The organism is Kitasatospora sp. NPDC090091 (assembly GCF_044747365.1).
Taxonomy (GTDB): Bacteria; Actinomycetota; Actinomycetes; order Streptomycetales; family Streptomycetaceae; genus Kitasatospora.
The window spans coordinates 1-25,457 of sequence record NZ_JBIVDY010000032.1; the positions used below are offsets into that span (position 1 = coordinate 1).

Annotated in this window: 25 protein-coding genes and 1 pseudogene; 8 read left to right on the forward strand and 18 right to left on the reverse strand. The window is 74.9% G+C overall.

Translation table 11 applies throughout. The annotated features are described in order from the left end of the window. Nucleotides 1–185 precede the first annotated feature (185 nt). Nucleotides 186–923 carry a DUF4386 domain-containing protein gene (locus tag ACIPSC_RS35745; protein WP_400833252.1) on the reverse strand — a complete coding sequence of 246 codons (738 nt, stop codon included), beginning with the start codon at nt 921–923 and terminating at the stop codon, nt 186–188. A 61-nt stretch (nt 924–984) separates the two neighbouring features. Here ACIPSC_RS35745 and ACIPSC_RS35750 point away from each other — a divergent pair, with 61 nt between their 5' ends. Next, on the forward strand, nt 985–1,788 hold the full coding sequence (locus ACIPSC_RS35750; RefSeq protein ID WP_400833257.1) for a TetR/AcrR family transcriptional regulator: 804 nt from the start codon (nt 985–987) through the stop codon (nt 1,786–1,788). Nucleotides 1,789–1,808: 20 nt separating this feature from the next. On the opposite strand, the gene ACIPSC_RS35755 is transcribed toward ACIPSC_RS35750, so the two are convergent. Further along, nucleotides 1,809–2,162, reverse strand: a complete 354-nt coding sequence (locus ACIPSC_RS35755) for a VOC family protein (RefSeq protein WP_400833262.1) — start codon at nt 2,160–2,162, stop codon at nt 1,809–1,811. A 452-nt stretch (nt 2,163–2,614) separates the two neighbouring features. On the opposite strand from ACIPSC_RS35755, the gene ACIPSC_RS35760 reads away from it, so the two are divergent. Further along, nucleotides 2,615–4,462 carry a glycoside hydrolase family 15 protein gene (locus ACIPSC_RS35760; protein ID WP_400833267.1) on the forward strand — a complete coding sequence of 616 codons (1,848 nt, stop codon included), beginning with the start codon at nt 2,615–2,617 and terminating at the stop codon, nt 4,460–4,462. 125 nt (nt 4,463–4,587) lie between these two features. Here ACIPSC_RS35760 and ACIPSC_RS35765 read toward each other — a convergent pair whose 3' ends face one another. Then, a complete protein-coding gene (locus ACIPSC_RS35765; protein ID WP_313767155.1) occupies nt 4,588–5,022 on the reverse strand; it encodes a CBS domain-containing protein in 435 nt (144 codons plus the stop codon). 205 nt (nt 5,023–5,227) lie between these two features. Here ACIPSC_RS35765 and ACIPSC_RS35770 point away from each other — a divergent pair, with 205 nt between their 5' ends. The 4 genes from ACIPSC_RS35770 to ligD all read left to right on the forward strand — a co-directional run bounded on the left by ACIPSC_RS35770 (nt 5,228) and on the right by ligD (nt 9,293). Further along, nucleotides 5,228–6,121 carry a helix-turn-helix domain-containing protein gene (locus ACIPSC_RS35770; protein WP_400833270.1) on the forward strand — a complete coding sequence of 298 codons (894 nt, stop codon included), beginning with the start codon at nt 5,228–5,230 and terminating at the stop codon, nt 6,119–6,121. Between the two features lie 121 nt (nt 6,122–6,242). Then, nucleotides 6,243–6,686: a VOC family protein gene (locus ACIPSC_RS35775; RefSeq protein ID WP_400833274.1), complete on the forward strand. Its 444-nt coding sequence runs from the start codon at nt 6,243–6,245 to the stop codon at nt 6,684–6,686. Nucleotides 6,687–6,693: 7 nt separating this feature from the next. Then, a complete protein-coding gene (locus ACIPSC_RS35780) occupies nt 6,694–7,128 on the forward strand; it encodes an MmcQ/YjbR family DNA-binding protein (protein WP_400833279.1) in 435 nt (144 codons plus the stop codon). Nucleotides 7,129–7,355: 227 nt separating this feature from the next. Next, nucleotides 7,356–9,293: a non-homologous end-joining DNA ligase gene (ligD, locus tag ACIPSC_RS35785; RefSeq protein ID WP_400833285.1), complete on the forward strand. Its 1,938-nt coding sequence runs from the start codon at nt 7,356–7,358 to the stop codon at nt 9,291–9,293. An 85-nt stretch (nt 9,294–9,378) separates the two neighbouring features. Here the strand turns inward: ligD and ACIPSC_RS35790 are convergent, their stop codons facing one another. The 5 genes from ACIPSC_RS35790 to ACIPSC_RS35810 form a co-directional block, all read right to left on the reverse strand. Then, nucleotides 9,379–10,032, reverse strand: coding sequence for a type 1 glutamine amidotransferase domain-containing protein (locus ACIPSC_RS35790; protein ID WP_400833288.1), 654 nt, complete (start codon nt 10,030–10,032; stop codon nt 9,379–9,381). A gap of 7 nt (nt 10,033–10,039) precedes the next feature. After that, nucleotides 10,040–10,363: a PRC-barrel domain containing protein gene (locus tag ACIPSC_RS35795; protein ID WP_313767150.1), complete on the reverse strand. Its 324-nt coding sequence runs from the start codon at nt 10,361–10,363 to the stop codon at nt 10,040–10,042. Between the two features lie 5 nt (nt 10,364–10,368). Next, nucleotides 10,369–10,902, reverse strand: a complete 534-nt coding sequence (locus ACIPSC_RS35800) for a hypothetical protein (RefSeq protein WP_400833293.1) — start codon at nt 10,900–10,902, stop codon at nt 10,369–10,371. 70 nt (nt 10,903–10,972) lie between these two features. After that, nucleotides 10,973–11,458 carry a hypothetical protein gene (locus ACIPSC_RS35805; protein ID WP_400833296.1) on the reverse strand — a complete coding sequence of 162 codons (486 nt, stop codon included), beginning with the start codon at nt 11,456–11,458 and terminating at the stop codon, nt 10,973–10,975. A 134-nt stretch (nt 11,459–11,592) separates the two neighbouring features. After that, complete coding sequence (locus tag ACIPSC_RS35810; RefSeq protein ID WP_400833303.1) at nt 11,593–12,390, reverse strand: AraC family transcriptional regulator; 798 nt, start codon at nt 12,388–12,390, stop codon at nt 11,593–11,595. Between the two features lie 54 nt (nt 12,391–12,444). Here ACIPSC_RS35810 and ACIPSC_RS35815 point away from each other — a divergent pair, with 54 nt between their 5' ends. Next, entirely contained in the window at nt 12,445–13,683 is a 1,239-nt protein-coding gene (locus tag ACIPSC_RS35815) for an MFS transporter (RefSeq protein WP_400833306.1), read from the forward strand. Here ACIPSC_RS35815 and ACIPSC_RS35820 read toward each other — a convergent pair. The 8 genes from ACIPSC_RS35820 to ACIPSC_RS35855 form a co-directional block, all read right to left on the reverse strand. Beyond that, complete coding sequence (locus tag ACIPSC_RS35820) at nt 13,634–14,032, reverse strand: hypothetical protein (RefSeq protein WP_400833310.1); 399 nt, start codon at nt 14,030–14,032, stop codon at nt 13,634–13,636. The genes ACIPSC_RS35815 and ACIPSC_RS35820 overlap by 50 nt on opposite strands. Nucleotides 14,033–14,402: 370 nt before the next feature. After that, nucleotides 14,403–15,104 (reverse strand): FAD:protein FMN transferase, encoded by a 702-nt coding sequence (locus ACIPSC_RS35825; protein ID WP_400833554.1) that lies wholly within the window; start codon nt 15,102–15,104, stop codon nt 14,403–14,405. A gap of 41 nt (nt 15,105–15,145) precedes the next feature. Further along, entirely contained in the window at nt 15,146–15,607 is a 462-nt protein-coding gene (locus tag ACIPSC_RS35830; RefSeq protein ID WP_400833313.1) for an FMN-binding protein, read from the reverse strand. A gap of 100 nt (nt 15,608–15,707) precedes the next feature. Further along, the gene (locus ACIPSC_RS35835; RefSeq protein WP_400833316.1) at nt 15,708–17,135 is read right to left on the reverse strand and encodes a ferric reductase-like transmembrane domain-containing protein; all 1,428 of its coding nucleotides are present in this window, start codon (nt 17,133–17,135) and stop codon (nt 15,708–15,710) included. Between the two features lie 115 nt (nt 17,136–17,250). After that, a complete protein-coding gene (locus tag ACIPSC_RS35840; RefSeq protein ID WP_400833319.1) occupies nt 17,251–17,892 on the reverse strand; it encodes a GNAT family N-acetyltransferase in 642 nt (213 codons plus the stop codon). A 96-nt stretch (nt 17,893–17,988) separates the two neighbouring features. Next, nucleotides 17,989–18,588, reverse strand: a complete 600-nt coding sequence (locus tag ACIPSC_RS35845) for a GNAT family N-acetyltransferase (protein WP_400833322.1) — start codon at nt 18,586–18,588, stop codon at nt 17,989–17,991. Between the two features lie 399 nt (nt 18,589–18,987). Beyond that, nucleotides 18,988–20,316, reverse strand: a complete 1,329-nt coding sequence (locus ACIPSC_RS35850; RefSeq protein ID WP_400833325.1) for a geranylgeranyl reductase family protein — start codon at nt 20,314–20,316, stop codon at nt 18,988–18,990. A gap of 270 nt (nt 20,317–20,586) precedes the next feature. Then, nucleotides 20,587–21,543 (reverse strand): ABC transporter substrate-binding protein, encoded by a 957-nt coding sequence (locus ACIPSC_RS35855; RefSeq protein WP_400833327.1) that lies wholly within the window; start codon nt 21,541–21,543, stop codon nt 20,587–20,589. 618 nt (nt 21,544–22,161) lie between these two features. Between ACIPSC_RS35855 and ACIPSC_RS35860 the strand changes: the two genes are divergently transcribed. Next, the gene (locus ACIPSC_RS35860) at nt 22,162–23,199 is read left to right on the forward strand and encodes an LPXTG cell wall anchor domain-containing protein (protein ID WP_400833330.1); all 1,038 of its coding nucleotides are present in this window, start codon (nt 22,162–22,164) and stop codon (nt 23,197–23,199) included. 100 nt (nt 23,200–23,299) lie between these two features. Here ACIPSC_RS35860 and ACIPSC_RS35865 read toward each other — a convergent pair. After that, a pseudogene (locus ACIPSC_RS35865) lies at nt 23,300–23,621 on the reverse strand (ionic transporter y4hA); the annotation flags it as partial. A 157-nt stretch (nt 23,622–23,778) separates the two neighbouring features. Further along, complete coding sequence (locus tag ACIPSC_RS35870; RefSeq protein WP_400833333.1) at nt 23,779–25,419, reverse strand: protein kinase; 1,641 nt, start codon at nt 25,417–25,419, stop codon at nt 23,779–23,781. Nucleotides 25,420–25,457 lie beyond the last annotated feature (38 nt).

A 25,457-nucleotide genomic window follows, 5' to 3' on the forward strand; every position in this document is an offset into this window, starting at 1 on the left:
ACCCGCCCCCACCAGGGCCACCCCGACAACGCCGCTGCACCCCACCCGACCACCACACCGGGCCCGGGAGCAGCGGCGTCGCGGCATTCACAGCCGGAATGCGGACACCGCGAGACCGGACACGCGAGCAGCCGACACCCGCACTGCCCGGCCGCGCCGACCCGAGCACCGTCAGCCGAGCACCGTCAGCCGAGCGCCGGCCGACCCACCGCCGCGACCCGCGCCGAGGACGCGTCGAAGCCCCGCACGATCAGCCGGATCGCCAGGGTGACCTCCCAGGCGAACACCGGCAGCGCCGCCAGCGACCCGGCCGTGGACACCTGCGGGTAGAGCCCGAACAGCACCGCCACCGCCGAGGCGCAGATCAGCGAGCCGCCCGCCAGCCCCAGCACGGCGATGGCACGCGGCACCAGCCGCGAGCGGTACATCAGGCAGGCGAGCGCCAGGGAGTTCGCGCCGAGCACCACGTTCGGCCCGAGCAGGAAGGTCCAGTCGTGCACGGCGACCAAGGCCTGTGCGACGTCAGCCGCCGCGCCGCCCGCGTCCTTCCGCAGCGTGACGACGGCCAGCAGGCTCACGATGCCGACGGCGATCACGGCCGCCTCCAGTAGCCGGCCGCAGACGTATGCGAGCGCCACCACCTCCTGGTGCCGCCGCAGCACCGGGTAGAGCGTGATCCCGGTGCCGACCACGGCCAGTAGCAGCACCATCTCGCACAGGGCCCCGGCCGCCACTCGCCCGTCCGCGCCGCGCCCGGCGGCGTACGCGGCACCGTCGAGCACCGGACCGTACAGCAACATCCCTGCTATCGCGGCAACTTCGGTCACGAGGAACAGCACGCCCGTGACCACTGCCGTTCTCCTGCCCGCAGACCACTCCACCGGAATCCCCTCTCTGCCCCACCTCAGGTGTACGGCGTACACCTCGCACAAGGTAGGCGTACGCCGTACACTCGTCAAGTCGACGGCGACGGGAGGAGTGGAGATGGCCGAGGGGACGCGCCGTACCCCGCTGAGCAGGGAGCGCGTGCTGCGTGCCGCCGTGGCGTTGGCCGACGGCTCGGGCGCCGGCGGTGCGGCGGGCGGTTCAGGCAGCGGAGCGGGCGGTGACGGTGCGGCCGGCGGGGGTGCCGGCGTCGAGGCGCTCAGCATGCGCAAACTCGCCCAGGAGCTGGGCGTGGTGCCGATGGCGCTCTACAAGCACGTCGCCAACAAGGAGGAGCTCCTGGCCGGCATGGTCGACGCCGTCGTCGGCGAGATCGACCCGCCCGCCCCCGGCGCCGATTGGAAGGACGTGGTCCGGCAGCGCGTGCTGTCCGCCCGCCGGGTGCTGCGCCACCACCCCTGGGCGCCGCGCGTGATCGAGTCGCTGCCGGCGCCGACGCCCGCGATGCTCGGATACCTGGACTCGGTGATCGGGACGTTCCGCTCCGGCGGCCTCTCCGCCGATCTGACCCACCATGCGATGCACGCCCTCGGCGGCCGCGTGCTGGGCTTCTCCCAGGAGCTGTTCGACGCCTCCCCGCCCGGCGAGGCCCCCACCGGGCAGGCGGCACCGGAGGCGGCGGCGCAGGCCGCCGAACTCGCCGCCCGCTACCCGTACATCGCCGAGATCGCCGCCTCCGCCGTGCACACCGACGGCTCGGTGATCAGCGGCGGCTGCGACGATCAGTTCGAGTTCGAGTTCGCCCTCGACCTCCTCCTCGACGGCATCGACAGCCTCCACCGGCGGGGTTGGACGTCGGCCGCCCACCGAGGCAGCCGGTCGACGGCATCGGCGGGCGGGTAGTCGGTTCACGCCTTCGGCGCTCAGACGGGCTGCCAGAGCTCGACCCGGTTGCCCGCCGGGTCGGTGACCCAGCCGAACCGACCGACGCCCTCCATGTCCTGCGTCTCCTCGGCGACGTCCGCCCCCTTGGCACGCAACTGCGCGAGCATCGCGTCCAGGTCGCGGACCCGGAAGTTGAGCATGGTCTGCTGGGCGCGGGAGCCGAAGTAGTCGGTCTCGGACTCGAACGTCGCGAACACCGTCGGCCCGGCCTCCTGCCGCCACAGACCGTACTCGTCGAAGCCCAGACCGAGGCAGTCGCGGTACCACGCGCTCAGCGCCTCCGGGTCGGCGGCCCGCAGGAAGTACCCACCGATTCCAAGTACACGTTCCATGCCGCCATCCTGCCAGGACGGGACGAGCCCGGCCCGGCACCACACCCTCGCCGGCGCCCCGGTCCCGGGCGAACGCGACGGGCGGCGGGCGCCCGTCCGAGCGCCCGCCGCCCCGTCAGGAATCCGCCGCGAGGGCGGCGTGCGGTGTCAGCAACCCATCGGGACGAATCGGAGACGCACCGTCGACCGATGGGGCGTCATATCGGTGACCCACCAGAGGATTTCCGCACCACCGTGCCGATCGGAACGGGGTCACCCCACGCCCTGCCGGCCCGAGGAGCCGGTGGGCGGTGGAGGCGTCACCACGCTCCTTGATCGGCATCCCTGCGGAACCCGGTCGCCGGCCGGCCCGGCGTACCACACAGTCGCCGGCCACCCGGTGGGCGATCTACCATGAAGGGACGTCCTGCCCGGTTGTCCCTCGCTGCTGTCCGCTGTGTGAGGAGGCCGTCATGGCACCCGACGAGACCGCCGGCCGGAGGCTGCACAGCCCCCGCTACACGCCGATCTCCGAGCACGGCCTGATCGGCGACCTCCGGACCGCCGCGCTCGTCACCACCGACGGGACCATCGACTGGTACTGCTGTCCGCGCTTCGACGCACCCAGCGTGTTCGCCTCCATACTGGACGCCGACCGGGGCGGGTCCTTCGAACTGGCCGCCGACGTGCCGACCCGCACCCGGCAGTTCTACTTCCCCGACACGAACGTCCTGATCACGCGGTTCTTCGCCGCGGACGGCGTGGCCGAGATCCAGGACTTCATGCCGGTGGCCGACGAGCCGCGCGAGGAGGACCGGCACCGGATGATCCGGCGGCTGATCTGCGTCCGGGGAACCCTCCCGTTCCGGGCCGCCGTCGCGCCCCGCTTCGGCTACGGCGCCGAGCGCCACACCGTGCGGCAGGAGGGCGACCAGGCGGTGTTCCACACGCCGTCGCTGACGCTGGCGCTGACCGCGACGGTGCCGATCGAGTGCGACGGCACGGACGTGCGGGCGCACTTCAAGCTGCTCGAAGGCGAGTCCGCCGTCTTCGCCCTCGACGTGGTGGACGGCGACGTCCGCCCGCGTGCCTGCCCCCGCGCCGAGGCGCAGGCGCAGTTCGAGGCGACGGTCCGGTTCTGGCGCCACTGGCTGGCCCAGTCGCGCTACCGCGGACGGTGGCGGGAGATGGTCCACCGGTCCGCGCTGGTGCTGAAGCTGCTCACCTACGCACCCACCGGCGGCATCGTCGCCGCACCCACGACCAGCCTGCCCGAGCGGGTCGGAGGCGAGCGCAACTGGGACTACCGGTACGTGTGGGTCCGCGACGCCGCCTTCTGCCTCTACGCCATGCTGCGCCTCGGATTCACCTCGGAGGCCGAGGCGTTCATCGGCTTCCTCTCCGAACGCGCGGCCGTCCTGCAGTGCAACGACCCGGCCGCCCCGACCGGACCGCTGCAGATCATGTACGGCATCGACGGGCGCACCGACCTGCCCGAGTACGAGCTCTCCCACCTGGAGGGGTACCTCGGATCCGCTCCGGTACGGGTGGGCAACGCCGCCACGGGCCAGCTGCAGCTGGACATCTACGGCGCGCTGATCGACTCGATCTACCTCTACGACAAGTGGGGGCGGCCGATCAGCAGCGGCCACTGGGACGAGCTGGGCTCCGTCGTGGACTGGCTCTGCGACCACTGGGACCAGCCGGACGAGGGCGTCTGGGAGACCAGGGGCGGCCGGCGGAACTTCGTCTACTCCCGGCTGATGTGCTGGGTGGCCCTGGAGCGGGCGATCCGGATGGCCAACCGGCGCGGTCTACCCGCCGACCTGCCCCGCTGGCGGCAGACCCGCGACGCGATCTACCGGCAGATCATGACCCGCGGCTGGTCCGCCGAGCGGGGGGCGTTCGTCCAGGGGCTGGACGACGACGTGCTCGACGCCTCCCTGCTGATGATGCCGATGGCCAAGTTCATCGCTCCGACCGACCCCAAGTGGCTCTCCACCCTGGACGCGCTCGGCACGGAGCTGGTCTCCGACTCGCTGGTCCACCGCTACGACCCGGCCGCCAGTCCGGACGGTCTGCGGGGCGACGAGGGCACCTTCTCGATCTGCTCCTTCTGGTACGTCGAGGCGCTGGCCCGCGCCGGCCGGCTGGAGGAGGCCCGGCTCGCCTTCGAGAAGATGCTGACCTACGCCAATCACCTCGGCCTGTTCGCCGAGGAGATCGGCCTCACCGGCGAGCAACTGGGCAACTTCCCGCAGGCTTTCACCCACCTCTCGCTGATCAGCGCCGCCTTCAACCTCGACCGCGCGCTCGGCTGATCCGCGGCCCGGTCCGGCACGGTCCGGCACGGGAACGGCGAGCGCCCCCGCCGCTGCACGGCGCAGCGACGGGGGCACACCGGGGCGGCAGCCCGAGGCGGACTGATCACCGCATCATGCGGACGTCACCGCATCATGTAGACGCTGTCCATGAATTCGATGATCTGCTGGTCCGTCAGGCGCTGGCCGTTGCGGTGGCCCATGGCGAGGTCGGCCTCGCTGATCATGCCGACCAGCCGGTCGCCGTCGATCACCGGGATGCGGCGGATCTGGTGCTGTTCCATCTTCTTGAGCACGGTGTCCATGCTGTCCTCGGCGCGGACGCAGTGGAGGTGGCCGGCCATGTCCATCGCCATCATGTCGGCCGGGTTCTTGCCCTCGGCGATACATCGGACGACGATGTCGCGGTCGGTGATGATGCCCTTCAGCTTCTGGTCGTCGCCGCAGATCGGGAGCGCGCCGACGTTCATGTCGCGCATCATCATGGCGGCTTCGGCGAGAGTCTGGTCGGCGCGGATGCACTGGGCGCCGGTGTGCATGATGTCTCGGGCAGTGGTCACTGGGACTCCTTGTCAGGTCTGCCCCCGAGTACCGGGTGTTCCGGTGCGATCACCATAAGCACCAGTTCCGGCTCCCGCGAGCCGCGGACCCGGGTCGACGGGAGGAGGCGGGCGGGTGGTGGAAGGAGGCGCGCGGGCCGTCACGCGAGCCGGCGGGGGTGCCGCCACCCGTGCCCTCGGCGCGGCGGCGGCCGATACTGGGGGCGTGACGCGGAACCTCGCCGATGCCGTCGATACCGTCGACGAAGCCGTGCGGGCGCGGCCCGCGACGGCCCTGCGGCCCTACGTGGCCTGGTACTCGGGCTATCGCCAGCGCGGGATCGGGCCCGCCGTCCACCGCGGCCTGCCGTCGCCGTACCTGACCTTCATCCTCACGCTGGACGAACCGCTCACCGTCGCCGAGCACCCCGATCCGGCCCAGCCGGGCGACAGCTACGCCACCCTGCTCGGCGGGCTGCACACCCGGCCCGCGCTGATCACGCACGACGGCCGGCAGTCGGGTGTCCAGATCGCGGTCCATCCGCTGGCCGCCCGGGCGCTGTTCGGCCTGCCGGCCGGCGAACTGGCCGGTCTGGACGTTCCCGCCGAGGCGGTGCTCGGGGCCGAGGGCCGGCGGTTGCAGGAGCGGCTGCGGGAGGCCGGCGACTGGCCGGCGCGCTTCGCCGCGCTGGACGGTGCCCTCCTGCGGGCCGCACGCCCGTCGGGGCAGGTGCCGGCGGAGGTGCTCCGGGCCTGGCAGGCGCTGCGGCGCAGCGGCGGGGCGCTGCCGGTGGCGGCGCTGGCACAGGAGACCGGCTGGAGCGGTCGGCACCTGCAGGACCGGTTCCGGCGCGAGACGGGGCTGACGCCGAAGGCCGCCGCCCGGGTGATCCGGTTCGACCGCGCCCAGCATCTGCTCGGCGCTCCCGGACCGGTACCCCGCCTGGCCGAGCTGGCCGTCCGCTGCGGCTACTTCGACCAGGCACACCTGGCCCGCGAGTTCCGTGCCCTGGCCGGGTGCGCGCCGAGTGTCTGGCTGGCGGCGGAGGGGGCGGATGCCGCGAAGTTCCGAAACGTCCAAGGCGGCGCCGGCGTGCCGGCGCCAGAGTGGGAGCTGTGACAGCCGCCCGGCAGCCGTACCGCGGCCGCACCGGCCGGCCGACCGGAACAGCCCCGGGCGCCCGGGCCGCACGCTCGCGCCCCCGGCTCAGGCCCACGCCCCGTTCAGAAGGAGTTTCGCCATGGACACCAACGTTCCCGCCTCGGACGCCAAGACTCCCCCGCCGCAGGTCTGGCCCAGCCTGCGGGCCCGTGACGCCCGTGCCCTGATCCGCTTCCTGGCGGACGCCTTCGGCTTCCAGGAGGTGGTCGCCTACGGCGAGGGCGACTTCGTCGCGCACGCCGAGCTGGCCTGGCCGGAGGGCGGCGGCGTGATGCTCGGCTCCGACCGGCCCGAACCCGAGGGCAGCGACATCTGGCCGGGCCGGCCCGGCGGCTTCACGGCGTACGTGGTCACGGCCGATCCGGACGCGGTGCACGCACGCGCGGTCGCCGCCGGGGCCCGGATCACCACGGCGCTGCACGAGACCGACTACGGGTCGCGCGACTTCGCGGCCGCCGATCCCGAGGGCAACCGCTGGTACTTCGGCACCTACCCGGGCTCGCCGCGCCCCGCGGCCGGCTGAGGCCGTGATGTCCCGGCAGGCCCGGGCCGCCGCCCCGGCGGCCGGTGGCCGTCCCGCCGAGCGGCAGCCGTCCCGCGGGGACTGGGCGGACCGGGCGGGCGGGAGCGACCCGGTGGAGCGGCTGCGGGCGATCTGCCTGGCGCTGCCCGCGGTGGAGGAACGGGAGAGCCACGGGGAGCCGACCTGGTTCGGCGGCACGGGCCGGCGGGCGCGGGTGTTCACCATGCTCGCCGACCACCACCACGACGACCGGCTCGCCTTCTGGTGCCCGGCACCGGCCGGGGCCCAGGAGGCGCTGATCGCGGAGGACCCGACGCGCTTCTTCCGGCCCCCGTACGTCGGCCACCGCGGCTGGGTCGGCGTCCGCCTGGACGTGGAGCCGGTCGACTGGGCCCGGGTCGAGGACCTGGTCACCGACGCCCACGCCCTGGTGACCGGCTGACGCCGGGGGCGCGCCGCACCGGAACACCCCGGCGACGCCCCGCCGGCGCAGCCGGTCAGGACGGCCGCACGGCCCGGACCGCGAGGGACGGGCCCGGGCACTGCTCGCGCCGCAGCCGGTGCACGGGCAGACTGGCTGCGCAGGCCCCGCGAGCTCCTGCCGCGCCCGGGCGCCCTGGGCGGCACCCGCGGGCCGGCGCAGCCCAGCCCCGCAACTCGGAGGCGGCCATGCCGCAGATGGTGGTGGACGGGCGCACCCTCGCGCTCTCGCACCTCGACAAGGTGTACTACCCGCGCACCGGCACGCCCAAGGGCGAGGTGCTCCGGTACTACGCGGCCGTGCACACTGCGCTGCTGCCGCACCTGTACGACCGTCCGGTCTCGTTCCTGCGCTGTCCGGACGGGGTGGAGGGCGAGGTGTTCATCGCCAAGAACCCGCCCGCCGGGACGCCGCGCTGGGTGCGGACGGTCGAGGTGCCGAGCAGCAGCGGGGATCTGCGGCAGGTGGTGCTGGACGACGGCGCGGCGCTGCTCTGGGCTGCCAACCTGGGGTGCCTGGAGCTGCACGTGCCGCAGTGGCACGCCGCGGCCCCCGGTCTGGCGGACCGCCTGGTGCTGGACCTCGACCCGGGTGAGGGCGCCTCGGTGCTGACCTGCCGGACGGTGGCCGGCCTGCTGTGCGAGCGGCTGGCGGCGGACGGGCTCGACTGCTGGGTGAAGACCTCCGGCTCCAAGGGGCTGCACCTGCTGGCGCCGATCGAGCCGACGCCGGGCAGCCGGGTCTCCGCGTACGCCAAGGCGCTGGCGGCCTCACTGGAGGCGGCACACCCGGAGCTGGTGGTGCACACCATGGCCAAGGCCCGCCGCGCCGGCCGGGTGTTCGTGGACTGGTCGCAGAACTCGGCCAAGAAGACCACCGCCGCGCCGTACACCCTCCGGGCCCGGCCCCGGCCGACGGTGTCGACACCCGTGTCGTGGGCGGAGCTGGCGGAGGCCCGGACGGAGGAGGACCTGGTCTTCACCCTGGCCGAGGTGCCGGGCCGGGTCGCCGAGCTGGGCGACCTGCTCGCCCCGCTGCTCGACCCGGACCGCGCCCGCCCGCTCCCCGCCCCCGAGAGACCGGGCCGGGCCCACGAGCAGCCGCCCTCCCCCGAACCCGAAACCGAACTCGAAGCCGGAACCGAACCCGCCGCCGCTGCCTCGGCTGCTCCCGCTGCCGCCGCACCGGCGTCCGATGCGGGCTCCGCACCCGCCGCCCGACGGTCACCCCCGCGCACCCGCTCGCCGCTGGTGCTGGAGCCGCCCGTCGAGGTGATGCGCCCGGCCGCCGTCACGGCGGTGCCGCCGGCGGACGGGCTGGACGGGTCCGGTGTGCTGTACGAGCTGAAGCTGGACGGCTTCCGCTGCGTCGCCTTCGCGCGCGGGGAGCGGCCGCCGTACCTGCAGTCGCGGTCCGGCCGTGACCTCGCCGCCGAGTTCCCGCCGATCGCGGCAGCCGTCGCCCGGCTGCCCGCAGGGTTGGTGCTGGACGCCGAACTGGTCGCGTGGCGCGAGGGGCGGTTCGCCTTCGAGGAGCTGCTGCGCACCCGGCAGGCCCGTGCCGCCGAGTCCACGGCGCTCGGTCTGATCGCCTTCGACGTGCTGGCGCTGCCCGGGCGGGACGTCCGCCGGCTGCCGCTCGCCGACCGGCGCCGGCTGTTGCTGGCGGCGCTCGCCGACGTGCCGCCGCCGATCCAGCCGGTGATGGCCACCACCGACCGGGTCGAGGCGCTGACCTGGATGGAGCAGCTGGCCGACACCGGCGTCGAGGGCCTGGTCTGCAAGGCGGCCGGCTCCACCTACCGCCCGCGCGGCGCCGGCCGGGTCTGGGTGAAGTACCGCCGCAGCGACACCCTCGACGCGACCGTCCGCGCCGTGGTCGGCTCCGCTGCCCGGCCGGAGGCGCTGGTGCTGGAGCTGGACGACGGGCGGGTCGTGCTCTCCTCGCCGCGGCTGACGTCCGTGCAGGCCGGCCGGGTCGCCGAGGCGGTGCACGGCCGGCTCGGCAGGACGGTCCGCGACCCCGAGCACGGCAGCGTCCGCCCGCTCACCGCGCCGTTGCGGGCGGAGGTCACCGTCACCGGGCGCCCGCCGATGGCGACCTTCGTGCGGTTGCGCGGGGACTGACACGGCAAGGGGCGAACACACTTATCTGACTTGTCGTCAACTTACTGTCTGACAATGGGTATTCGGGGCCGGCCCTACCCGATCGTCACGCCGCTCGCCCGGCCCGCTTGCCCGGCGCGTGGCGCGAGGGGTCGGGCGCGTGCGCGGTGGGCCAGGGCGGCTTCACGCCGGAGGCACGGGCGTGGGTGAACTCGGTGACGAACGTGTCGACGAAGGCCGGGAGGTCTGCGGGCTTGCGGCTGGAGACCAGGACGCCCGGACCGTCCCGGCACACGTGCACCTCCTCGTCCACCCACCGGGCACCGGCGTTGACCAGGTCGGTGCGGATGCTCGGCCACGAGGTGAGCGTGCGGCCGCGCACCACGTCCGCCTCGACGAGCGTCCAGGCGCCGTGGCAGATCACCGCGACAGGCCGACCCGCCTCGCAGAGGGCGCGGACGAAGCCGACGGCTCCGTCGTCCATCCGCAGGTAGTCGGGATTGGCGACGCCGCCGGGCAGGACCAGGGCGTCGTAGTGGGCCGGGTCGGCGTCGCCGACGACGTCGTCCACCGGAAAGGTGTCGGCCCGTTCCAGGTGCTTGAACGCCTGCACGAGCCCGGCCCGCGTCGAGACCAGCCGGGGCGTGCCGCCCGCCTCCGCCACCGCCTGCCACGGGGTGGTCAGCTCGACCTGTTCGGCGCCCTTCGGTGCGACCAGGAAGGCGACGGACCGGCCGATCAGCGTGACCAGCGGCGGCATCGCGAACTCACCTCGCGTAGTGGTCGGCCAGGACGGAGCGGCCGTGCTCGGTGAGTTCGACGGCGGCCGGCGGCGGGGCGGAGCGGACGCGGGCCCGCGGGCAGTCGAGGTGGACCACCAGCTCCAGGTGGTCGATCCGCGCCACCAGCCCCACCGGGACGAGCAGCCGGGTGCCCCGCACCCACGGACCGGCGTCGACCACCAGGTGGTCCCCGGCGTCCTGTTCGACCCGGCCCAGTGGGCCGTCGGTCGCCTCCACCTCGTACCCGACCAGGTTCAGGTCGGCGGCGTGGTGGGAGCCCGGTCGGTACTCCCACAGTTCGGTCGTCATGGCACTCACGCCTCCGGCCGGTCCCAGGGCCTGCGGTCCGGCGGGTCCTGGCGGTCACGGCCGTCGCTGCGGTCGCGGCCGTCGCTGCGGTCCCGGCGGTCACGCCGGTCGAGGCGCGTCCACCAGCCCCCGCCCGTACGGCCGTTGCCGTCCGCCCGGTCCGCGTCCGTGCGGCCGCCCTCACCGGGGCCCACCCCGGCAGGGCCGCCCTCGACGCCGGGACGGCGACGGCGCAGCAGCACCGCGACGACGAACGCGATGCCCACGCTGGCCGCCCAGACCACCGCGACGGTGGCCACGGCTGCCGTGCTCGGGGCGCGCACGCCGATGCTGAGGCAGATCGCCGACATCACCAGCGCGGTCATCAGCACCCCGGGCGGGACCTTGCGCGCAGTGCCCTGCAGCACGGTCCGGACCCGGCTCGGCTGTTTGGCCCCCATGGTGCTCAACCGCCGGTCCAGCTTGGTGTCCTGGCGCAGATCGCACTCGATCTCCTCCAGGAGCCGTCGCTCCCGACCGCTCAATGCGGGTCCGTCCATCTCGGTCACCTCCGACACGTCCGGTGACGTCGTTCTCGCATCCGGGCGGATGCCCGGTTCAGGGGGTGCGTCAACCACCTCGGCCGGGTGCGGCGGCGGCGGTCGGACGACCGGCCCCGAAGGCCCGCGGGCGGGCCAACAGGCTGTCGTCCAGCACGTGCAACAGGGCGGCGGCGTCGTGGTGCACCTCCGCCGCACCTGCCGCCAGCAACTCGGGCCCACGCGCGACGGCGGTCTCCAGCGCGACGCAGGGGACAGCCGCACGACGCGCGGCCAGGACCTCGGGAACGCTGCCGGCGACGAACACGGCGTGCGACGGCTCGCCGTCGACCAGGTCGAGCGCAGCCCCGACGGGATCGGTGCCGGGCGCGGCCACGGTCAGTGCCGGGGCACCGGCCGGACCGGGTCCGGTCAGCACCACCGTCCAGCCCCGGGCGTCGCACTCGCGCAGCAGCTCGGCCTCACCGGATGCCGGCGGGCGCACCGCGGCCGGGGCACCGGTGGGCAGCGCAGCGCGCCAATCGGTACCGAAGAGTGCCGCCGAGATGACCGTCATGGCCCACCGCTCCCATTCCGTGCCACGCACGGGCGCGCCCTTCCAGGTTAGGCCCCCGCCCCACCGCGCGCCCGGCCACAGAGCGCCACCACCGGCTGTCGGCACCCCGTTACAGCCGGGACGGGCCCGGTCCGTCAGGCCGGCGGGTGGGAGCCGGGGGTGTGGCCGAAGGTGCGGCGGAAGGCGTCGATGAAGGCGCTGGTCGACGACCAGCCGCACCGGTGGGCCACGGCGGTCACCGGCTGCTTCTCGGCGAGCAGGATCAGCGCGTGCTGGAGCCGGAGTTGGGTGCGCCACTGGGGGAAGGTCATGCCGAGGTCGCTGCGGAACAGCCGGGAGAGGGTGCGGTCGCTCGCGCCGACCCGGCGGCCCAGCTCGGCGAGGGTGCGGCTGTCGGCCGGATCGGCCTGCAGGAGCTCGCAGAGCGCGCGCAGCAGGGGTGAGGCCGGTGCCGGCAGGTGCAGCGGTTGCTGCGGGGAGGCCCGCAACTGGTCGAGCAGCACGGCGCGCAGCCGGGCCCGTTCGGGGCTGTCGTCGTCGGGCGGGCTGTCGCCGGCGGGCGGGCTGTCGTCGTCGGCCGTACGGCTGCCGGCGGGCGTCCGGGTGTAGGCGATGATCAGTTCACGCAGCAGCGGCCCCACGGCGAGCACGGTGGGCACGTCCAGGCCGAGCGGGTTCTCGGACGCGGGCAGGCCCACCAGGTGCAGGTCGAGTTCCCCGTGGGCCTGGTGGGCGTGGACGACGCCGGCCGGTACCCAGATGGCGCGGGTGGCCGGGGCGACCCAGGAGCCCTGCCCGGTCGTGACCACCAGCACTCCGCGGCCGGCGTAGACGATCTGGTGGTCGTCGTGCCGGTGGGCGTCGATCGCGCCGCCGGCCGCCAGCCGCTGGGTGCGTGTCGGCGCCACCGGATCGTGGCGGATTTTCGTCATCACTCGTCACTTTATCGGAAGCGCGACACGGTGGCGGTCCCGGATCCTGGCCGGGTGCGAAGGAATACGAAGATCACTCTGCTCTCCGTCGGACACGCCTGCGTCGACGTCTACCAGGGCGCGGTGGCGTCGCTGGTCCCGTTCTTCGTCGCCGAGCGCGACTACAGCTACGCCGCGGTCTCCGGCATGGTGCTGGCCGCCTCGCTGCTCTCCTCGGTGGTGCAGCCGGCGTTCGGCGCGCTCACCGACCGCCGGGCGATGCCCTGGCTGCTGCCCGTCGGCACGCTGCTCGGGGGCGTGGGCATCGCCCTCAGCGGAGCGAGCGGCTCCTACGGGCTCACCCTGCTGTTCGTGGCGGTCTCCGGGATCGGCGTGGCCGCCTACCACCCCGAGTCCGCGCGGGTCGCCCGGGTCGCCGGCCGGGGCAGCCACCGCGCCATGGGGTGGTTCTCGACGGGCGGCAACCTCGGCTTCGCGACGGCCCCGCTGCTGGTCGGCGCGGTGGTGGGGGCCGGCGGACTGCACCTGACACCGCTGCTGGTGCTGCCTGCGCTGGCGGGCACCGCGCTCTCCGTACCCGTGCTCCGCGCGCTGGAGCGGCAGACCGCCGGGACGGCCGCGGCGGGGCCGAGCGGGCCGGACGACCGCGCGTCGTTCGTGCGGCTGTCACTGGCCGTGGTGTGCCGCTCGACGGTCTTCGTCGGCCTGAGCACCTTCCTCTCGCTCTACGCCGAGCAGCGCTCGGGCGGCAGCAGCACGGCCGGCACCGCGGCGCTCTTCGTGCTCTACCTCGGCGGCGCGGTCGGCTCGGTGCTGGGCGGTTCGCTGGCGGAGCGCTGGGGCCGGGTCGCGGTCTGCCGCTGGTCGTACCTGATGACGATCGGAGCGGTCGCCGGCGTGGTGGCCGCGCCGGGCCCGGCGCTGTACCTGTTCGTGGCCCTGACCTCGATCGGCCTCTACGTCCCCTTCTCGCTGCAGGTCACGCTCGGCCAGGACTACCTGCCCTCGCGGGTCGGGACCGCCGGCGGGATCACCCTCGGCCTGACCGTCAGCATCGGCGGCCTGGTCAGCCCCGTCATCGGCCGCCTCGCCGACGCGACGTCCCTGCGCACCGCGCTGGCACCGCTCGTCCTGATGCCGGTGCTGAGCTGGCTGCTCTTCCGCGCCCTGCCCGAACCCGCCGCGCCACACCTCGCGGCGGCGCCGCAGCCGGAAGCCGGGGCCGCAACGCTCACGCCGGGCGTCAGGAGTGGTTGGAGTCGTACACGTCCTCGCAGGCCCGGCGGTTCTTGATGCCGTCGAACTCGACGCAGAGCTCGCCGGAGTGCTCGAACCAGCCCCATTCCGCGCTCAGGGTGCTGCCGTGGCGGGTCGCCTTCTGCGGGTAGTGCACCTCGTGGCCGCTGAGGAGGAGGTGGGCCGTGCGCTCGTTCACGCCCGCGGGCGGGTTGGTCCAGATCGCCACCGCCTTGTCGACATGGCTGCCGACGCCCTCGACCCGGATGCACACCTGCGGGCCGCCCTCGATCGGGTGGTGCGTGCAGGCGCTGGAGGACCGGGTGGCGGCCCCGGCCTGCGGGCCGGCGAGGATCGAGATCGAGGCGGTGGCGGCGACGATCGCCGCCGCGACAGAGCGGCGCAACAGGGGTACTCCTCGGCCGGCGGACACGACTGCCCGGCTAACGCCCCTCCACACATCCGGGTCGCGGCCCCCGGCCGACCTTCACCCAGTCGGCCGCCCGGGCCGGCCCACGCGCAGGAAGTCGGCCCATCCGACTTCCTGCGCGCTGACAAGTCCGAGCGGGAAGCCGGATGGGCCGAGGTGTCTACCGGTCGAGCGTCCCATCGCCGCGGCGCACGGGCGGGTAGACCGGCTCGACGTGGCCACGGTCGTCGTGGTGCAACATCGCTCGGGCGACGGAATGGAGCCGGGCGGCGGCGGCCTCGCCGGGCCGAGGAAGAGGCCGCTGCCGACGTCGTGGTGGGGAGCCCGGGGCGAGTCCGGGGTGCGCTCAGGAGCGGGGGAAGGCCGGGGTGGGGTGACGGGTGCCGGTGGGGTCGATGGCGAGGGCTTCGACGGCGGGGTGGTGGGTGGCGAAGGCGAGAGCGCGCTCCCGCCCCATCGCGAAGGCTGCGGTGGCCAGGGCGTCGGTGTGGGCGAGGTGGCGGCCCACCAGGGTCAGCGAGGCCAGGCCGGTGGCCGGGCGGCCGGTGTGGGGGTCGATGATGTGCGGCCCGCGCTCGGCCGTCCCGGAGGTGGCGACCGCGAGGTCGTGCCCGGTGACTGTCGCGGCCAGGGCGCCGGGGCGCAGCGGGTCCGCGATGCCCACCCGCCAGGGGCCGCCCGCCGTCTGGACGTCGCCGCCGCCGCTCACGCAGTGGTCCGCCGAACCGGCGGCGCGGAGCAGCCGGGAGGCCTCCTCGACCGCCCAGCCCTTGACCCAGCCGCTTGGGTCGAGGCGGCCGGCGGGCCGGTCGGTGAAGTAGCCCGCCGTCTCGGCGGACAGCTCGCGGCAGCGGGCGAGGACCTCGGGGACGTCGGGGTGGCAGCGTTCGACGGTCAGCTCGCCGCGGTCGAGCCGGCTGATGTCGCTGTCCGCCCGGTACGGGGAGAAGACGGCGTCGATCTCGTGCAGGCGGGCGGTGATCCGTCGCAGTGCGGCCTCGGTGCCGGGACCGGGGTCGCGGACGGCGAAGGAGAACACCGTGCCCATCACGTGCTCGGCGTGCCGGAGGGTCTTGGGAGCGGCGGGCGTCACCGGTCGGCCGCCCGGTCGAGGGCGCTCTGGAGGGAGCGGGTGTAGCCGTCGCTGGTGTAGGTCGCACCGGAGACGACGTCGACGTCCGCGCTCTGGGCGGCCAGTACCTCCTCGTTGAGGACGGGTATCGCGCTCGCGTTGATCTCGCGGTCGCGGCGGTCGCCGGTGGGGTACTGGACCACGTCGACCTTGGTGATCTTCGTTCCGTCGAGCGTCACCTTCACCTGGACCGGGCCGTACCGGGTGGCGACGGCGTCCCCGGTGACCGTCCGCACGGTCGAGCCCGAGCCCGAGCCGGAACCGGAACCGGAGCCCGACGAGGAGTCGGCGTCGGACGGGGCGAGGGCCGCGGACGACGGGGCGAGCGAGCCGGCGCCACCGCCGTCGTGTGGCTTGAGGGAGAGCAGCAGGACCACCCCGGCGGCGGTGGCGGTGCAGGTGACGACGGCTCGGCGCATCGGTCGCTCCTCGGTGCGGACGCGCATGGACGCGTATGGACGTGGACGGACGTGGACGGACGTGGACGGATGTGTGCCGGCCGGGTGGTCGGCAGCGCGGTCAGAGTGCGAAGGCCTCGTGGTGGATGCGGCCGCGCCGCACCCCGGCGGCGCGCAACGCGCGGACGGCCTCCGCGGTGAACTCCGGCGGCCCGCACAGATACACCTCGTGCGCGGCGAGGTCGGGGACGAGGCGGGCGAGCGCGGCGCCCAGCTCCCCCGCCTCGGCGCGGCTGCCGAGGAGTTCGTGGACCCGGCCGCCGCGCCGCGCCGCCACCCGCGCGAGTTCCGCGCGGAACAGCACGGACTCGGCGTCGTGGGCCCGCTGGACCAGGGTCAGCTCGCCGGGCAGGGTCTCGAACAGCGCCCGCAGCGGCGTGACGCCGACGCCCGCCCCCAGCAGCAGGACCTTGGCCGCGCGGTGCCGCCGGGCGGTGAACGCCCCGTACGGGCCCTCGGCGCGGACCCGGGTGCCCGGCTGCAGGCCGGCGACGGCGGCGCTGTGGGTGCCGAGGTCCTTGACGGTGAAGCGCAGGAAGTGCGGGTGGGCGGGGGCCGACATCGAGTACGGGTTGGCGGCCCAGTGCAGCTCCCGGGTCTGGAACTGGAGGCGGAAGAACTGGCCCGGCTCGGCGTGCAGTTCGGGCAGTCGGCGGCCGGTCAGGAAGACCGAGACGACGCCCGGGGCCTCGGGACGGACCTCGGCGACGGTGAGCCGGTGGCGGCGGTCGCGCAGCCAGGGCAGGGCGAGCCGGTACCAGCCGAGCAGCAGGGCGGTGGCGACGTAGAGGGCGGTCCAGGCGACGCGGGCGGGGCCGGGGCCGAGGTCGGTTCCGGTGGCGAGCTGGTGGCCGAAGCCGAGCGCGACCGCGAGGTAGGTGGCGAGGTGCAGGTAGTACCAGGTCTCGTGGCTGAGGCGGCGGCGGGCGGCGCGCGCGGAGACCGCGCCGGTGCCGAGCATCAGCAGGGTGGCCAGGGCGGCCTTCAGCATCTCGGGCCAGTGCAGGACGATCTCCGCGCCCTCGGCGAGCGGGCCGCGGCCGTCGGTCAGGGCGTAGCCCCAGACCACGGTGAGGACGTGGACGGTGACCAGGCCAATGAGGTAGCGGCCGCCCTGGGCGTGCCGGCGGGCCAGCAGGTCGGCGCCGACCCCGCGTTCCAGCAGTGGCAGGCGGGCCATCAGGAGCAGCAGGACCGGCGCCGCGTAGCCGGCGAGCAGGCCGGTGATGCGGCCGGCGCCGGTGAGCCACTGGGCGGCGCCGGAGATCCGTGCGGTGTCCTGCCACCAGAGCGCCAGGACGGCGGCGGCGCCGAGCACGACCGCGGTCTGCACGGCGACGGCGGTGGTGGCCGGCGGAAGACGGCGCGGCCGGTGCCGCCCTGCGCCGTCGTCACCGTCGGTGACGGCTGGGCCGGTCGGGCCGGTCGGGCCGGCGACGTCACCGGACCCTCCCCGGTGGACGGCGCGGGCGAGCTGCGGTGCGGTCACGGTGCCCTCCTCGGCGGCCGGTGCGGCGTGGGAGGCCCACCCTGCCAGCGGAGCCGCCGCTCCGCGCGGCTCCCAGAGACCCTTCAGGGGGCACCGGTGGGGATGTTTCCGCAGGTCAGGATGGGTCTAGTCGGGCGTGGCCGGCCCGCGGGGATCTCACCGCATTCTCACCCGGTACCGACCGGTCGGGGCCTCGGCCGACGTCCAGCGGGCCTCGGCCGAGGTCCAGCTGCCAGCTGACCTCGCCGTCGTGCCACCGGTCGGTGGGAGTGAGCCCTGCGGCAGCCGCGACGGCGGCGGAGGCCCGGTGGTCCGGATGGATGTGGGCGACGACCGTGTGCACCGCCGGCACCGGGGCCACCGGGGGATCCAGGGGCTTCCGCAGCCGGGCGACCAGGCCGCGGACGGCCTCGGTGGCGATGCCGCGCCGCTGCCAGGGCGTTCCCACCACCCAGGCGATCTCCGCGGTGGCTCCGCGGTCGTCGGCGGTGATCGTGGCCTGGACCGTGCCGGCCAGAGCGGCCGCGTCGCGGAGCTCGATCACCCAGTTGCACCAGGCCTCGGCGGGGTCGGGCGATCCGGCGGCCCAGCGTCGGTAGCGGGCACGCAGGGCCTCGGCGGTTTCCGGAGCACCGCCGATGAAGGTGTGCAGGCCGGGGTCGGACAGCACGGTGGCCATCTCGTCGGCGTGCTCGACCTGCAGCGGGAGCAGGGTCAGCCGGTCGGTGCGGATGATCTCGGGCCTGAGCGTGATCACGCGGCCTCCAGGTGAGTGCGTTCGTCGGGCGGCCTCGCGCGAAGCGGGCGCCGGCGCGGCGCCCGGGCGGACGCGAGCGGAGAAGGCAGCTGCCTGCTACACCGGCTCGGGGTCGGTGGCCAGCCGGGCGTGCAGGTGCTCGTCGTGGTACTCGCCGTCGCCGAAGCGGTAGGAGGCGCGCAGCGTCCCCTCGGCCGGGTAGCCGCAGCGCTCGGCCACCCGGCAGGAGGCCGCGTTGCCGACCGCGTGGGCGATCTCGATCCGGCGGGTGTCCGCCGTGGCGATGCCCCAGCTGGTGACGGCCCGGGTGGCGCGGGTGGCGACGCCGCGGCCGCGGGCGGCCGGCATCAGCCAGTAGCCGATCATCGCGAGCCCGTCGGCCCGGTCGGTCCAGCGCAGCGCGACGTTGCCGAGCAGGTCGCTGTCGGTGCTGTCGACGACGGCGAAGGCGGCGGCGTTGCCGGAGTCCCAACCGGTCTCCCACCGGTCGAGGTAGGCCTTCGCCCCCGCCGCGTCGATCGCGCGGATCGGGTTCCAGAGCGCGATGGCCTGGTCGGCCGACGCCTCCAGGAGGCGGGCCACCACCCCTCCGCGCACCTCTGTCCGATGGCCCCAGGGGCGGAGGACGATGTCGCCGAGGTCCAGCGTGAGGGGAACGAAGGCGCGCTGGTCGGAGGCGGATTCCACGGTGCTCATCCGGCCTTCCTACCTCGCCTCCCACCCCCGGCGCCAGCGGATTTCCGGCACCGTCGGGCGGCCGCCGCCGGGCCTGACGGGAGCGGCGGGACGCCCCGGGCCGTGTGCGAGGATCGAGACATTTGCGAGGTGTTCACCGCCCACACGGCCGAGTTGGACGGCGCGGTGTTCGTACTGCCGGGCACGGCGCCGCTCGACCTCTCGGGCGCCCTGGCCTGCGACTGGCGCAACGGCGACCTCTGGCAGGGCGCCGCCCACCCGCCCCGCGGAACCGGCGAATCCGGCCCCGGCGAGGGCCGGCGGTGGGCGGGCCGGAGGGTCACCGTGGGTCGAACGTGCGTCCGGGGCGAGGGCGGGCCCGTCACGTGCGGCCGCCCCCGCCCCCGTCCGCGCGGGCCCCTACCGGCTGCTGGGCGCCACCTTGCCGAGCAGGTGCAGCAGTCGGTCCAGCGAGTCCCGGGAGTTCGGCTCGGTCAGGTTGACCATCAGGCGGAACAGCCCCTTCAGCAGGGCCGGATGGCCGAGCCCCATGGCACCGGCCGCGCCGATCAGCTTCGGGCGCCCCAGCACGTCGGCGGCGAGCCGGCCGAGCGCGAAGTAGCCGTCGTAGGCGGCGCGCAGCGCCTGCGGGTAGGCACGCAACGCGAGGTCGCGGCCGCGGTCGGTGCGCCGGGCGAGCGCCTGGACGACCGTCTCGGCGGCGTACCGGCCGGACTCCATCGCGTACGCGATGCCCTCACCGGTCGCCGGGCTGACCGTGCCGCCGGCGTCGCCGACCAGCAACAGGCCGTCGGCATAGTGTGGTTGGCGGTTGAGGCCCATCGGGAGGGCGGAGCCGCGGACGGGTTCGGTGACGCTCTCCGGGGTGTAGCCGTACTCCGGGGGCAGGTCGGCGCACCAGCGGCGGAGCAGGTCCCGCCAGTCCACCTCGCGGGCCACGGCGGCGGTGTCCAGCACGCCCAGGCCGACGTTGGCGGTGCCGTCGCCCATGCCGAACACCCAGGCGTAGCCGGGCAGCAGGCGGCGGTTCGGGTCGCGCGGGTCGCGCAGGTCGAGCCAGGCCTCCAGGTAGCGGTCCTCGTGCCGCGGGGTGGTGAAGTACGTCCGATAGGCGACCCCCATCGCCCGGTCGGTACGGCGGTATCGCTTCATCGCGAGCGACAGCCGGGTGGAGTTGCCGTCGGCGGCGACCACCAGCGGCGCGTGGTACGAGACCGGCTGCTTCTCCTCGCCGAGCCGGGCCGTCACGCCGGTGATCCGGCCGGTCCGCTCGTCCACCAAAGGGCCCCCCACATTGGCCCGTTCGACCAGCCGGGCGCCGGCCGAGGCGGCGCGGCGGGCTAGCAGCTCGTCGAAGTCGGCGCGCCGGCGGACGAGCCCGAAGGGCGGATAGGCGGACAGCTGCGGCCAGTCCAGCTCGACGGTGCGGTGCCCGGCGACCAGCCGCAGCCCGCGGTTGTGCAGCCAGCCGGCCTCCTCGGAGACGTCGATGCCGAGGTCGATCAGCTGTTTGACGGCGCGTGGGGTGAGGCCGTCGCCGCAGACCTTCTCGCGCGGGAAGGCCGACTTCTCCAACAGCAGCACGTCCAGCCCCGTGCGGGCGAGGTGGTAGGCGGCGGTGGAGCCTGCGGGGCCCGCACCGACCACGATCACGTCGGCGCTGTCCCGCCCCCGCACGGGGTCGGCGGCGGAGCCGGCGTCGGACAACTGCTGCTCTGGGCCGGGCATCACGTACTCCCACGGGTCGGATCGGCTGCGGAACCAGCGGAATCGGCGGAACGAAGCGGAATCAGCGGTCTCAGACGATAGGGAAAGCGGCCTCCGCCCCGCGCCCCGACACGCGGACCCGCCCCGACGACCGGTGGTTACCAGCCATCGGGACGGGCCCTGTCGGGCGACGCGCGGGGTCCTCCGGAGCGGCCGTACGACGGGACGGCCGCTGCGGCCGTCCGGGGGTGTCCGGGGGTGTCCGGGGGTGTCCGGGGGTCCGGCCGGCGGTCAGAGGCCGCCGTTGACGACCGCGCTGGAGACGGCGCCGCGGCGCACGTTCCACTTGGCCAGGATCTTGTCGTACTCGCCGTTGTGGATCAGGTTGTCCAGTGTCCTGGCCAGCACGTCGCGCAGTGCGGTGTTGTCCTTGGCGACGGTGATGCCGTAGGGGCCGGCCTGGAGGTAGTTGGTGTTGGCCAGCTGAAACGTTCCGGCACGGCCCGGCTGGGTGGTGTTGTACTGCGCCACCGGGTAGTCGTTCAGGTCGGCGGCCGCCGCGCCCGAGGCGACCTCGGCGAGCGCCTGGTCGTCGTTGTCGAAACGGTGGATCTGCAGCGGCTTGCCGACCCGCTGGCAGGCCGGGACCTGCCGGGCGGCCAGCTCGTCCTGGACGGTGCCGCGCTGGACGGCGACCGCGCGGCCGCAGAGGCCGTCCAGGCTGGAGAGGTTCAGCGGGTTGCCGGCCTTGACCACCATGACGGTGCCGGAGCCGAAGTAGTCGACGAAGTCGACCCCGGGGTCGGCCTGATGGCCGTCGTCGGCGGCGCCGAGCTGGCGCTGCTTGGTGTCGATGACCGCGGACATCGCCAGGTCGACCTGCTTGGCCTGGACGGCCGGAATCAGCTTCTCGAACGGCATGTCGACGAACTCGATCTTCACGCCGAGCCGGCCGCCGATCGCCTTGGCGAGTTCCGGATCGATCCCGGCCGGCGAGGCGTTCGAGTCCCGGAACTCGACCGGCGGGTAGTTGAGGTAGGAACCGATCTTGAGGACTCCGGTGGCGCGGACCGCCTCGGGAAGCCGGGCGTGCAGGTCGTCGCTGCCGCCCGCGGCCGGGGTCGCGCCGCCACCGCAGCCGGTGAGCAGCAGCCCGCCCGCGCCGAGCGCGGCGGCGGTGCGCAGCGGGGACCGGGAGCGGGCGGAGACCGCGCCGGCCGGGGCAATGGCGGGCGCGGACGCGGACATGGAAGGGGAAACGGAAGGAATGAGGGTGTGGTGCATCGCGATGCGTCTTCTTCGCAGGTGAGGGAGTGCGTTCAGGGAGACGCCGCGCCGGAGTGCCTGCCGGGTACGCAGTGCGGACCGCATCGCCGTGTGCCCTTGATCGGGCCGCCCCGGGGTGAGGGGGCGGCCGTCGGCGGAGGTCCGCCGTCGGGGGCGGTCGGGGTCATCCTCGCACCCCGGCCGACGACCCGCACCGCCGGGGCGGGCCGTCGGCACCTCCGGGGAGGGACGCTCGCGGGCGGGTGCGACGGAAGCCCCTGAACTGGCGCGGAGGCGAGTGCCCGACGGGTGCGGAAGGGAGCGCCGGGCAGGCGCGGAGGGGAGCGTCCGGGCGCGTGTCCACGCGTCGCACACCGCCCACACAATCGGGTGACCGGATCGTTGCACTGGACTATCCCGCGCATTTGGGATGACCAATCGACAATCCGACCAAATCGACCTTGCGTCACGGCGGCGGCTGCGGGACCTTAGGCCCTCTCGTTCACCGTCACAGTCCGTCACCGGACCGGCGGGACGGACGAGGGCTCTCCCACCTGCCGCGCAGGCCCTTCCGGGCCGCCAATCCACGATGGAACCAGCATGCGCATCCGCTCCACCGCGGCGCGATCCCTTGTCGCCGTCCCCACCGCCGCCGCTCTGCTGCTGCTCGCCCCGACCGCGCAGGCGGCCGCCGGCGGCAAGCCCGCCAAGGGCAACAACGGCACCGTCAAGATCCACGACGCGGCGACCGGGCAGGAGGACACCCGGAACGAGCCCAAGGTCTGCACGTTCTACCTGGACTCCTTCGGCTTCGACGCCGGCCAGGACGTCATCTGGCTGATCGCCGAGGTCCACGACAAGGGCGAGACCGCGGTGGCCTACGGCGACCTGCCGGTCGACGGCAAGGGCCACGTCCGCACCGAGGACATCAACCTCCCGGACGGTCACTACAAGCTGTACTGGGCCTCGGTCGAGATGACCGACGGCAAGCTGCCGGCCGAGCCGGAGCTCAACAACCCCAAGCACAAGGTGTTCAAGGTGGACTGCGGGGGCACCACCCCGACGCCGACGCCGACCAAGACGCCCACCGGCAAGCCGTCGCCGAGCGCCACCCCCACGATGACCGCGACGCCGACGCCGACCGTCACTCAGACGCCGACCGCCACCCCCACCAAGACCAAGCCGCCGACCACCCCGCCGGCCACGCCGACCGCCACGCCCACCGTGACGGCCACCCCCACCGTGACGGCCACCCCGACCGTGACCGCCACCCCGTCGGTCACCCCGTCTGCGACGGCCACCGCGACCCCCTCCGCCTCGCCGTCGGCCACCACCTCGCCGTCGGCCGTGCCGACCACCCAGGCTCCGGCGCCGACCTCCGGCCCGTCCACGGCCCCCACCGCCACCGTCCCGGTGCAGACCCCGCCGGCCGGCACCGTGGTCAACCCGGAGAAGCCGCTGATCATGCCCGCCACGGCCAGCGTCCCGACCCCGATCCCGGGCGCCACCCAGACCGGCAAGGACCTCGCGTCCACCGGTAGCGACGGCACCCTGCTGGTGGCCGGCGCCGGTACCGCGCTGCTGCTGGCCGGCGCGGGCGCCGTGGTCTACACCCGCCGGACCCGCAAGTCCTCCTGACGCCAGGCAGGACCGCGAACGGCGGGCCGGTGACCCACTGGTCGCCGGCCCGCCACCGTGTCTCCCCTGGGCCGCTCCCGTCGCGGGGGGCGGGAGCGTCTCAGGGGTTCACCGCGAGCACCACGTAGGCCGCCAGGACGGCCAGGTGCACGGCGCCCTGCAGCGGCGTGGCCCGGCGCGGGATGACGGTCAGGGTGCCGACCACGACGGTCAGCGCGAGCAGCACCAGGTGGGACGGGCCGAGACCGAGCACCAGCGGGCCGGACCGTCAGGGTGGCCACGAACAGCCCGTACAGCAGGAGCGACGCGGTGGCCGCGAAGGCCAGCTGGGTGGTGGAGAACTGCGGGCCGGGCGAGCTGGTGGTGAAGGTCGGCAGGACCAGGCTGAGCGTGGCCAGGGTGCCGATGCAGGCCAGCGCCGCCACGGGGACGACGACGGTCCACTGCGTGGCGACCGCGCGGAGCTTCGGGGACATGCGGTCACCATGGCAGACCGGCCCCCGTCCGCCACGCAACGCCGCCGGGGGCCCGACCCGGTGCGACCAGGCTCAGCGGCCCTCCGGAGGGCCGTCCCGCCGGTCAACCACCGTACTCGGCGAGGTAGCCGAGCACCTTCGTGACATGCGGTCGGACCCGCTCGGGGACGCCGCCGGCGTCGGCGACGGTCTTGTCGCTCGTCCGGTAGCCGGCCGCGACGAGGGCGGGCAGGTCGGCGGTGAAACCGCGGTGCTTGAACTGCTGGTCGAGCCAGCAGACGTAGTTGCCCATCGAGACGATCGCGTCGGCCGGGTCCATGTAGTCCTTCACGCCGTCGTGGTCGCCGTCCTGCGCCCAGGCGTTGAAGACCGCGGGCGTCCACATGGCGACACCGTACTCGCCGGACTCCGGCCGGGCGGCCTGCGGGTCGAAGCCGCTCTCGGCCTTGAGCACGGCCGCGATCAGCACCGGGGTGATCTCCGGCTCGGGGCAGCGGCGGGCGGCGTCCTCGATCGGCCCGCGCAGCGCGGCGGGCACGTCCGAGCCCTCCGGGATGGCACCGGCGGGCGACGGCCGGCCCGGGGACGGGACGGCCGGACGGCCGGCGGGCTGCGCCGTCACGGCCCGGCCCGGCGTCGGGCCGGACGCGGTGGCCGGGCCGGACGCGGTGGCCGGGCCGGACGCGGTGGCCGGGCCGGACGCCGGCTCGGGCCCGCCGGCCAGGGCGAGCAGCACGGCGGCCACCGCAGCCAGGCCGCCGGCGCCGGCCACCGCCCCGACCCTCGGTCTGCGCCACGCCCCCGCGTCCCGGCGGTCGCCGTTCCCGCCGGGCTCCCGCGGGCCGCCCGGGCCTCCCGGGCCGCCCGGTGGCGGCAGCAGGGCCGCGAGGTCCACCCGCGCCCGCTCCTCCCGGTCCGCCACCAGGCAGGCCGTCACCACCGACCGCCACCGCTGCGGCAGCGCGTCGTCCAGCCGCAGCGGCGCCGCGCCGCGCGCGTACGCCAGGGCGGCGAGCGAGCGGGCCCGGGCGGTGGCGCCGAGGAACGGGTGCAGCCCGCCGGTGAGCAGTTGGTGGGCGAGGACACCGAAGGCCCAGACGTCCGCGCTCGGCCGCAGGGCGACGCCGCGCGCCCCGGTCCGCTCGGACCACCACTCGGGCGGGACGTGGTCCGGCGAGCCGAGCGGAGGGGCGTAGGCGTGGGTGCCCTCCAGCTCGGCGGTGAGGCCGAAGTCGGCGAGCTTGGCGGTGCCGTCCGGCATCAGCAGGACGTTGCCGGGCTTGAGGTCGCCGTGCACCCAGCCCGCGGCGTGCATGTGGGTCAGGCCGGCGCAGACCTCGGCGAGGAGGCGGTCGGCGTCCGGGACGGGGGTGCGCGGGCGGGCGTTGGCGAGGACGTCCTGGAGGCTGCGCGCGGCGCGTTCCATGACCAGCGCCACCGCGCCGTCGAGCTCCGGGTGCGCGGGGTCGTCGACGGTGACGACGGCGAGGGTGCGGATCAGGTGGGGGTGGTCGGCCCGGCGGCTGAACCGCGTCTCGCTGCGGGCGATCTGCGCCATGGTGCGCCGCTGCCCGGGGCTGAGCCGGGCCGGGCCGAGGAACTTGACCGCGGCCTCCCTGGGTTCGCCCGTCCCGTGCGCGGCGTAGACGCTGCCCCAGGCGCCGGCGCCGATCGGCTCGCCGATGCGGTAGCCGGCCACCCGGTAGCCGGGCGGCACCGGGCAGCGGGGGTCGCCGGGCGGCACCGGGGGGTTCGGTTCGCCGGGCCGTCCGGTCGCCCGCA

What these genes read in the sequence shown, in the direction of transcription:
- ACIPSC_RS35750 (WP_400833257.1), top strand. Translation starts at nt 985, where the DNA reads ATGGCCGAGGGGACGCGCCGTACCCCGCTGAGCAGGGAGCGCGTGCTG.
- ACIPSC_RS35755 (WP_400833262.1), bottom strand. Translation starts at nt 2,162, where the DNA reads ATGGAACGTGTACTTGGAATCGGTGGGTACTTCCTGCGGGCCGCCGAC.
- ACIPSC_RS35760 (WP_400833267.1), top strand. Translation starts at nt 2,615, where the DNA reads ATGGCACCCGACGAGACCGCCGGCCGGAGGCTGCACAGCCCCCGCTAC.
- ACIPSC_RS35775 (WP_400833274.1), top strand. Translation starts at nt 6,243, where the DNA reads ATGGACACCAACGTTCCCGCCTCGGACGCCAAGACTCCCCCGCCGCAG.
- ACIPSC_RS35780 (WP_400833279.1), top strand. Translation starts at nt 6,694, where the DNA reads ATGTCCCGGCAGGCCCGGGCCGCCGCCCCGGCGGCCGGTGGCCGTCCC.
- ligD (WP_400833285.1), top strand. Translation starts at nt 7,356, where the DNA reads ATGCCGCAGATGGTGGTGGACGGGCGCACCCTCGCGCTCTCGCACCTC.
- ACIPSC_RS35790 (WP_400833288.1), bottom strand. Translation starts at nt 10,032, where the DNA reads ATGCCGCCGCTGGTCACGCTGATCGGCCGGTCCGTCGCCTTCCTGGTC.
- ACIPSC_RS35795 (WP_313767150.1), bottom strand. Translation starts at nt 10,363, where the DNA reads ATGACGACCGAACTGTGGGAGTACCGACCGGGCTCCCACCACGCCGCC.
- ACIPSC_RS35800 (WP_400833293.1), bottom strand. Translation starts at nt 10,902, where the DNA reads ATGGACGGACCCGCATTGAGCGGTCGGGAGCGACGGCTCCTGGAGGAG.
- ACIPSC_RS35805 (WP_400833296.1), bottom strand. Translation starts at nt 11,458, where the DNA reads ATGACGGTCATCTCGGCGGCACTCTTCGGTACCGATTGGCGCGCTGCG.
- ACIPSC_RS35810 (WP_400833303.1), bottom strand. Translation starts at nt 12,390, where the DNA reads ATGACGAAAATCCGCCACGATCCGGTGGCGCCGACACGCACCCAGCGG.
- ACIPSC_RS35825 (WP_400833554.1), bottom strand. Translation starts at nt 15,104, where the DNA reads ATGGGCACGGTGTTCTCCTTCGCCGTCCGCGACCCCGGTCCCGGCACC.
- ACIPSC_RS35830 (WP_400833313.1), bottom strand. Translation starts at nt 15,607, where the DNA reads ATGCGCCGAGCCGTCGTCACCTGCACCGCCACCGCCGCCGGGGTGGTC.
- ACIPSC_RS35845 (WP_400833322.1), bottom strand. Translation starts at nt 18,588, where the DNA reads ATGAGCACCGTGGAATCCGCCTCCGACCAGCGCGCCTTCGTTCCCCTC.
- ACIPSC_RS35850 (WP_400833325.1), bottom strand. Translation starts at nt 20,316, where the DNA reads ATGCCCGGCCCAGAGCAGCAGTTGTCCGACGCCGGCTCCGCCGCCGAC.
- ACIPSC_RS35855 (WP_400833327.1), bottom strand. Translation starts at nt 21,543, where the DNA reads ATGTCCGCGTCCGCGCCCGCCATTGCCCCGGCCGGCGCGGTCTCCGCC.
- ACIPSC_RS35860 (WP_400833330.1), top strand. Translation starts at nt 22,162, where the DNA reads ATGCGCATCCGCTCCACCGCGGCGCGATCCCTTGTCGCCGTCCCCACC.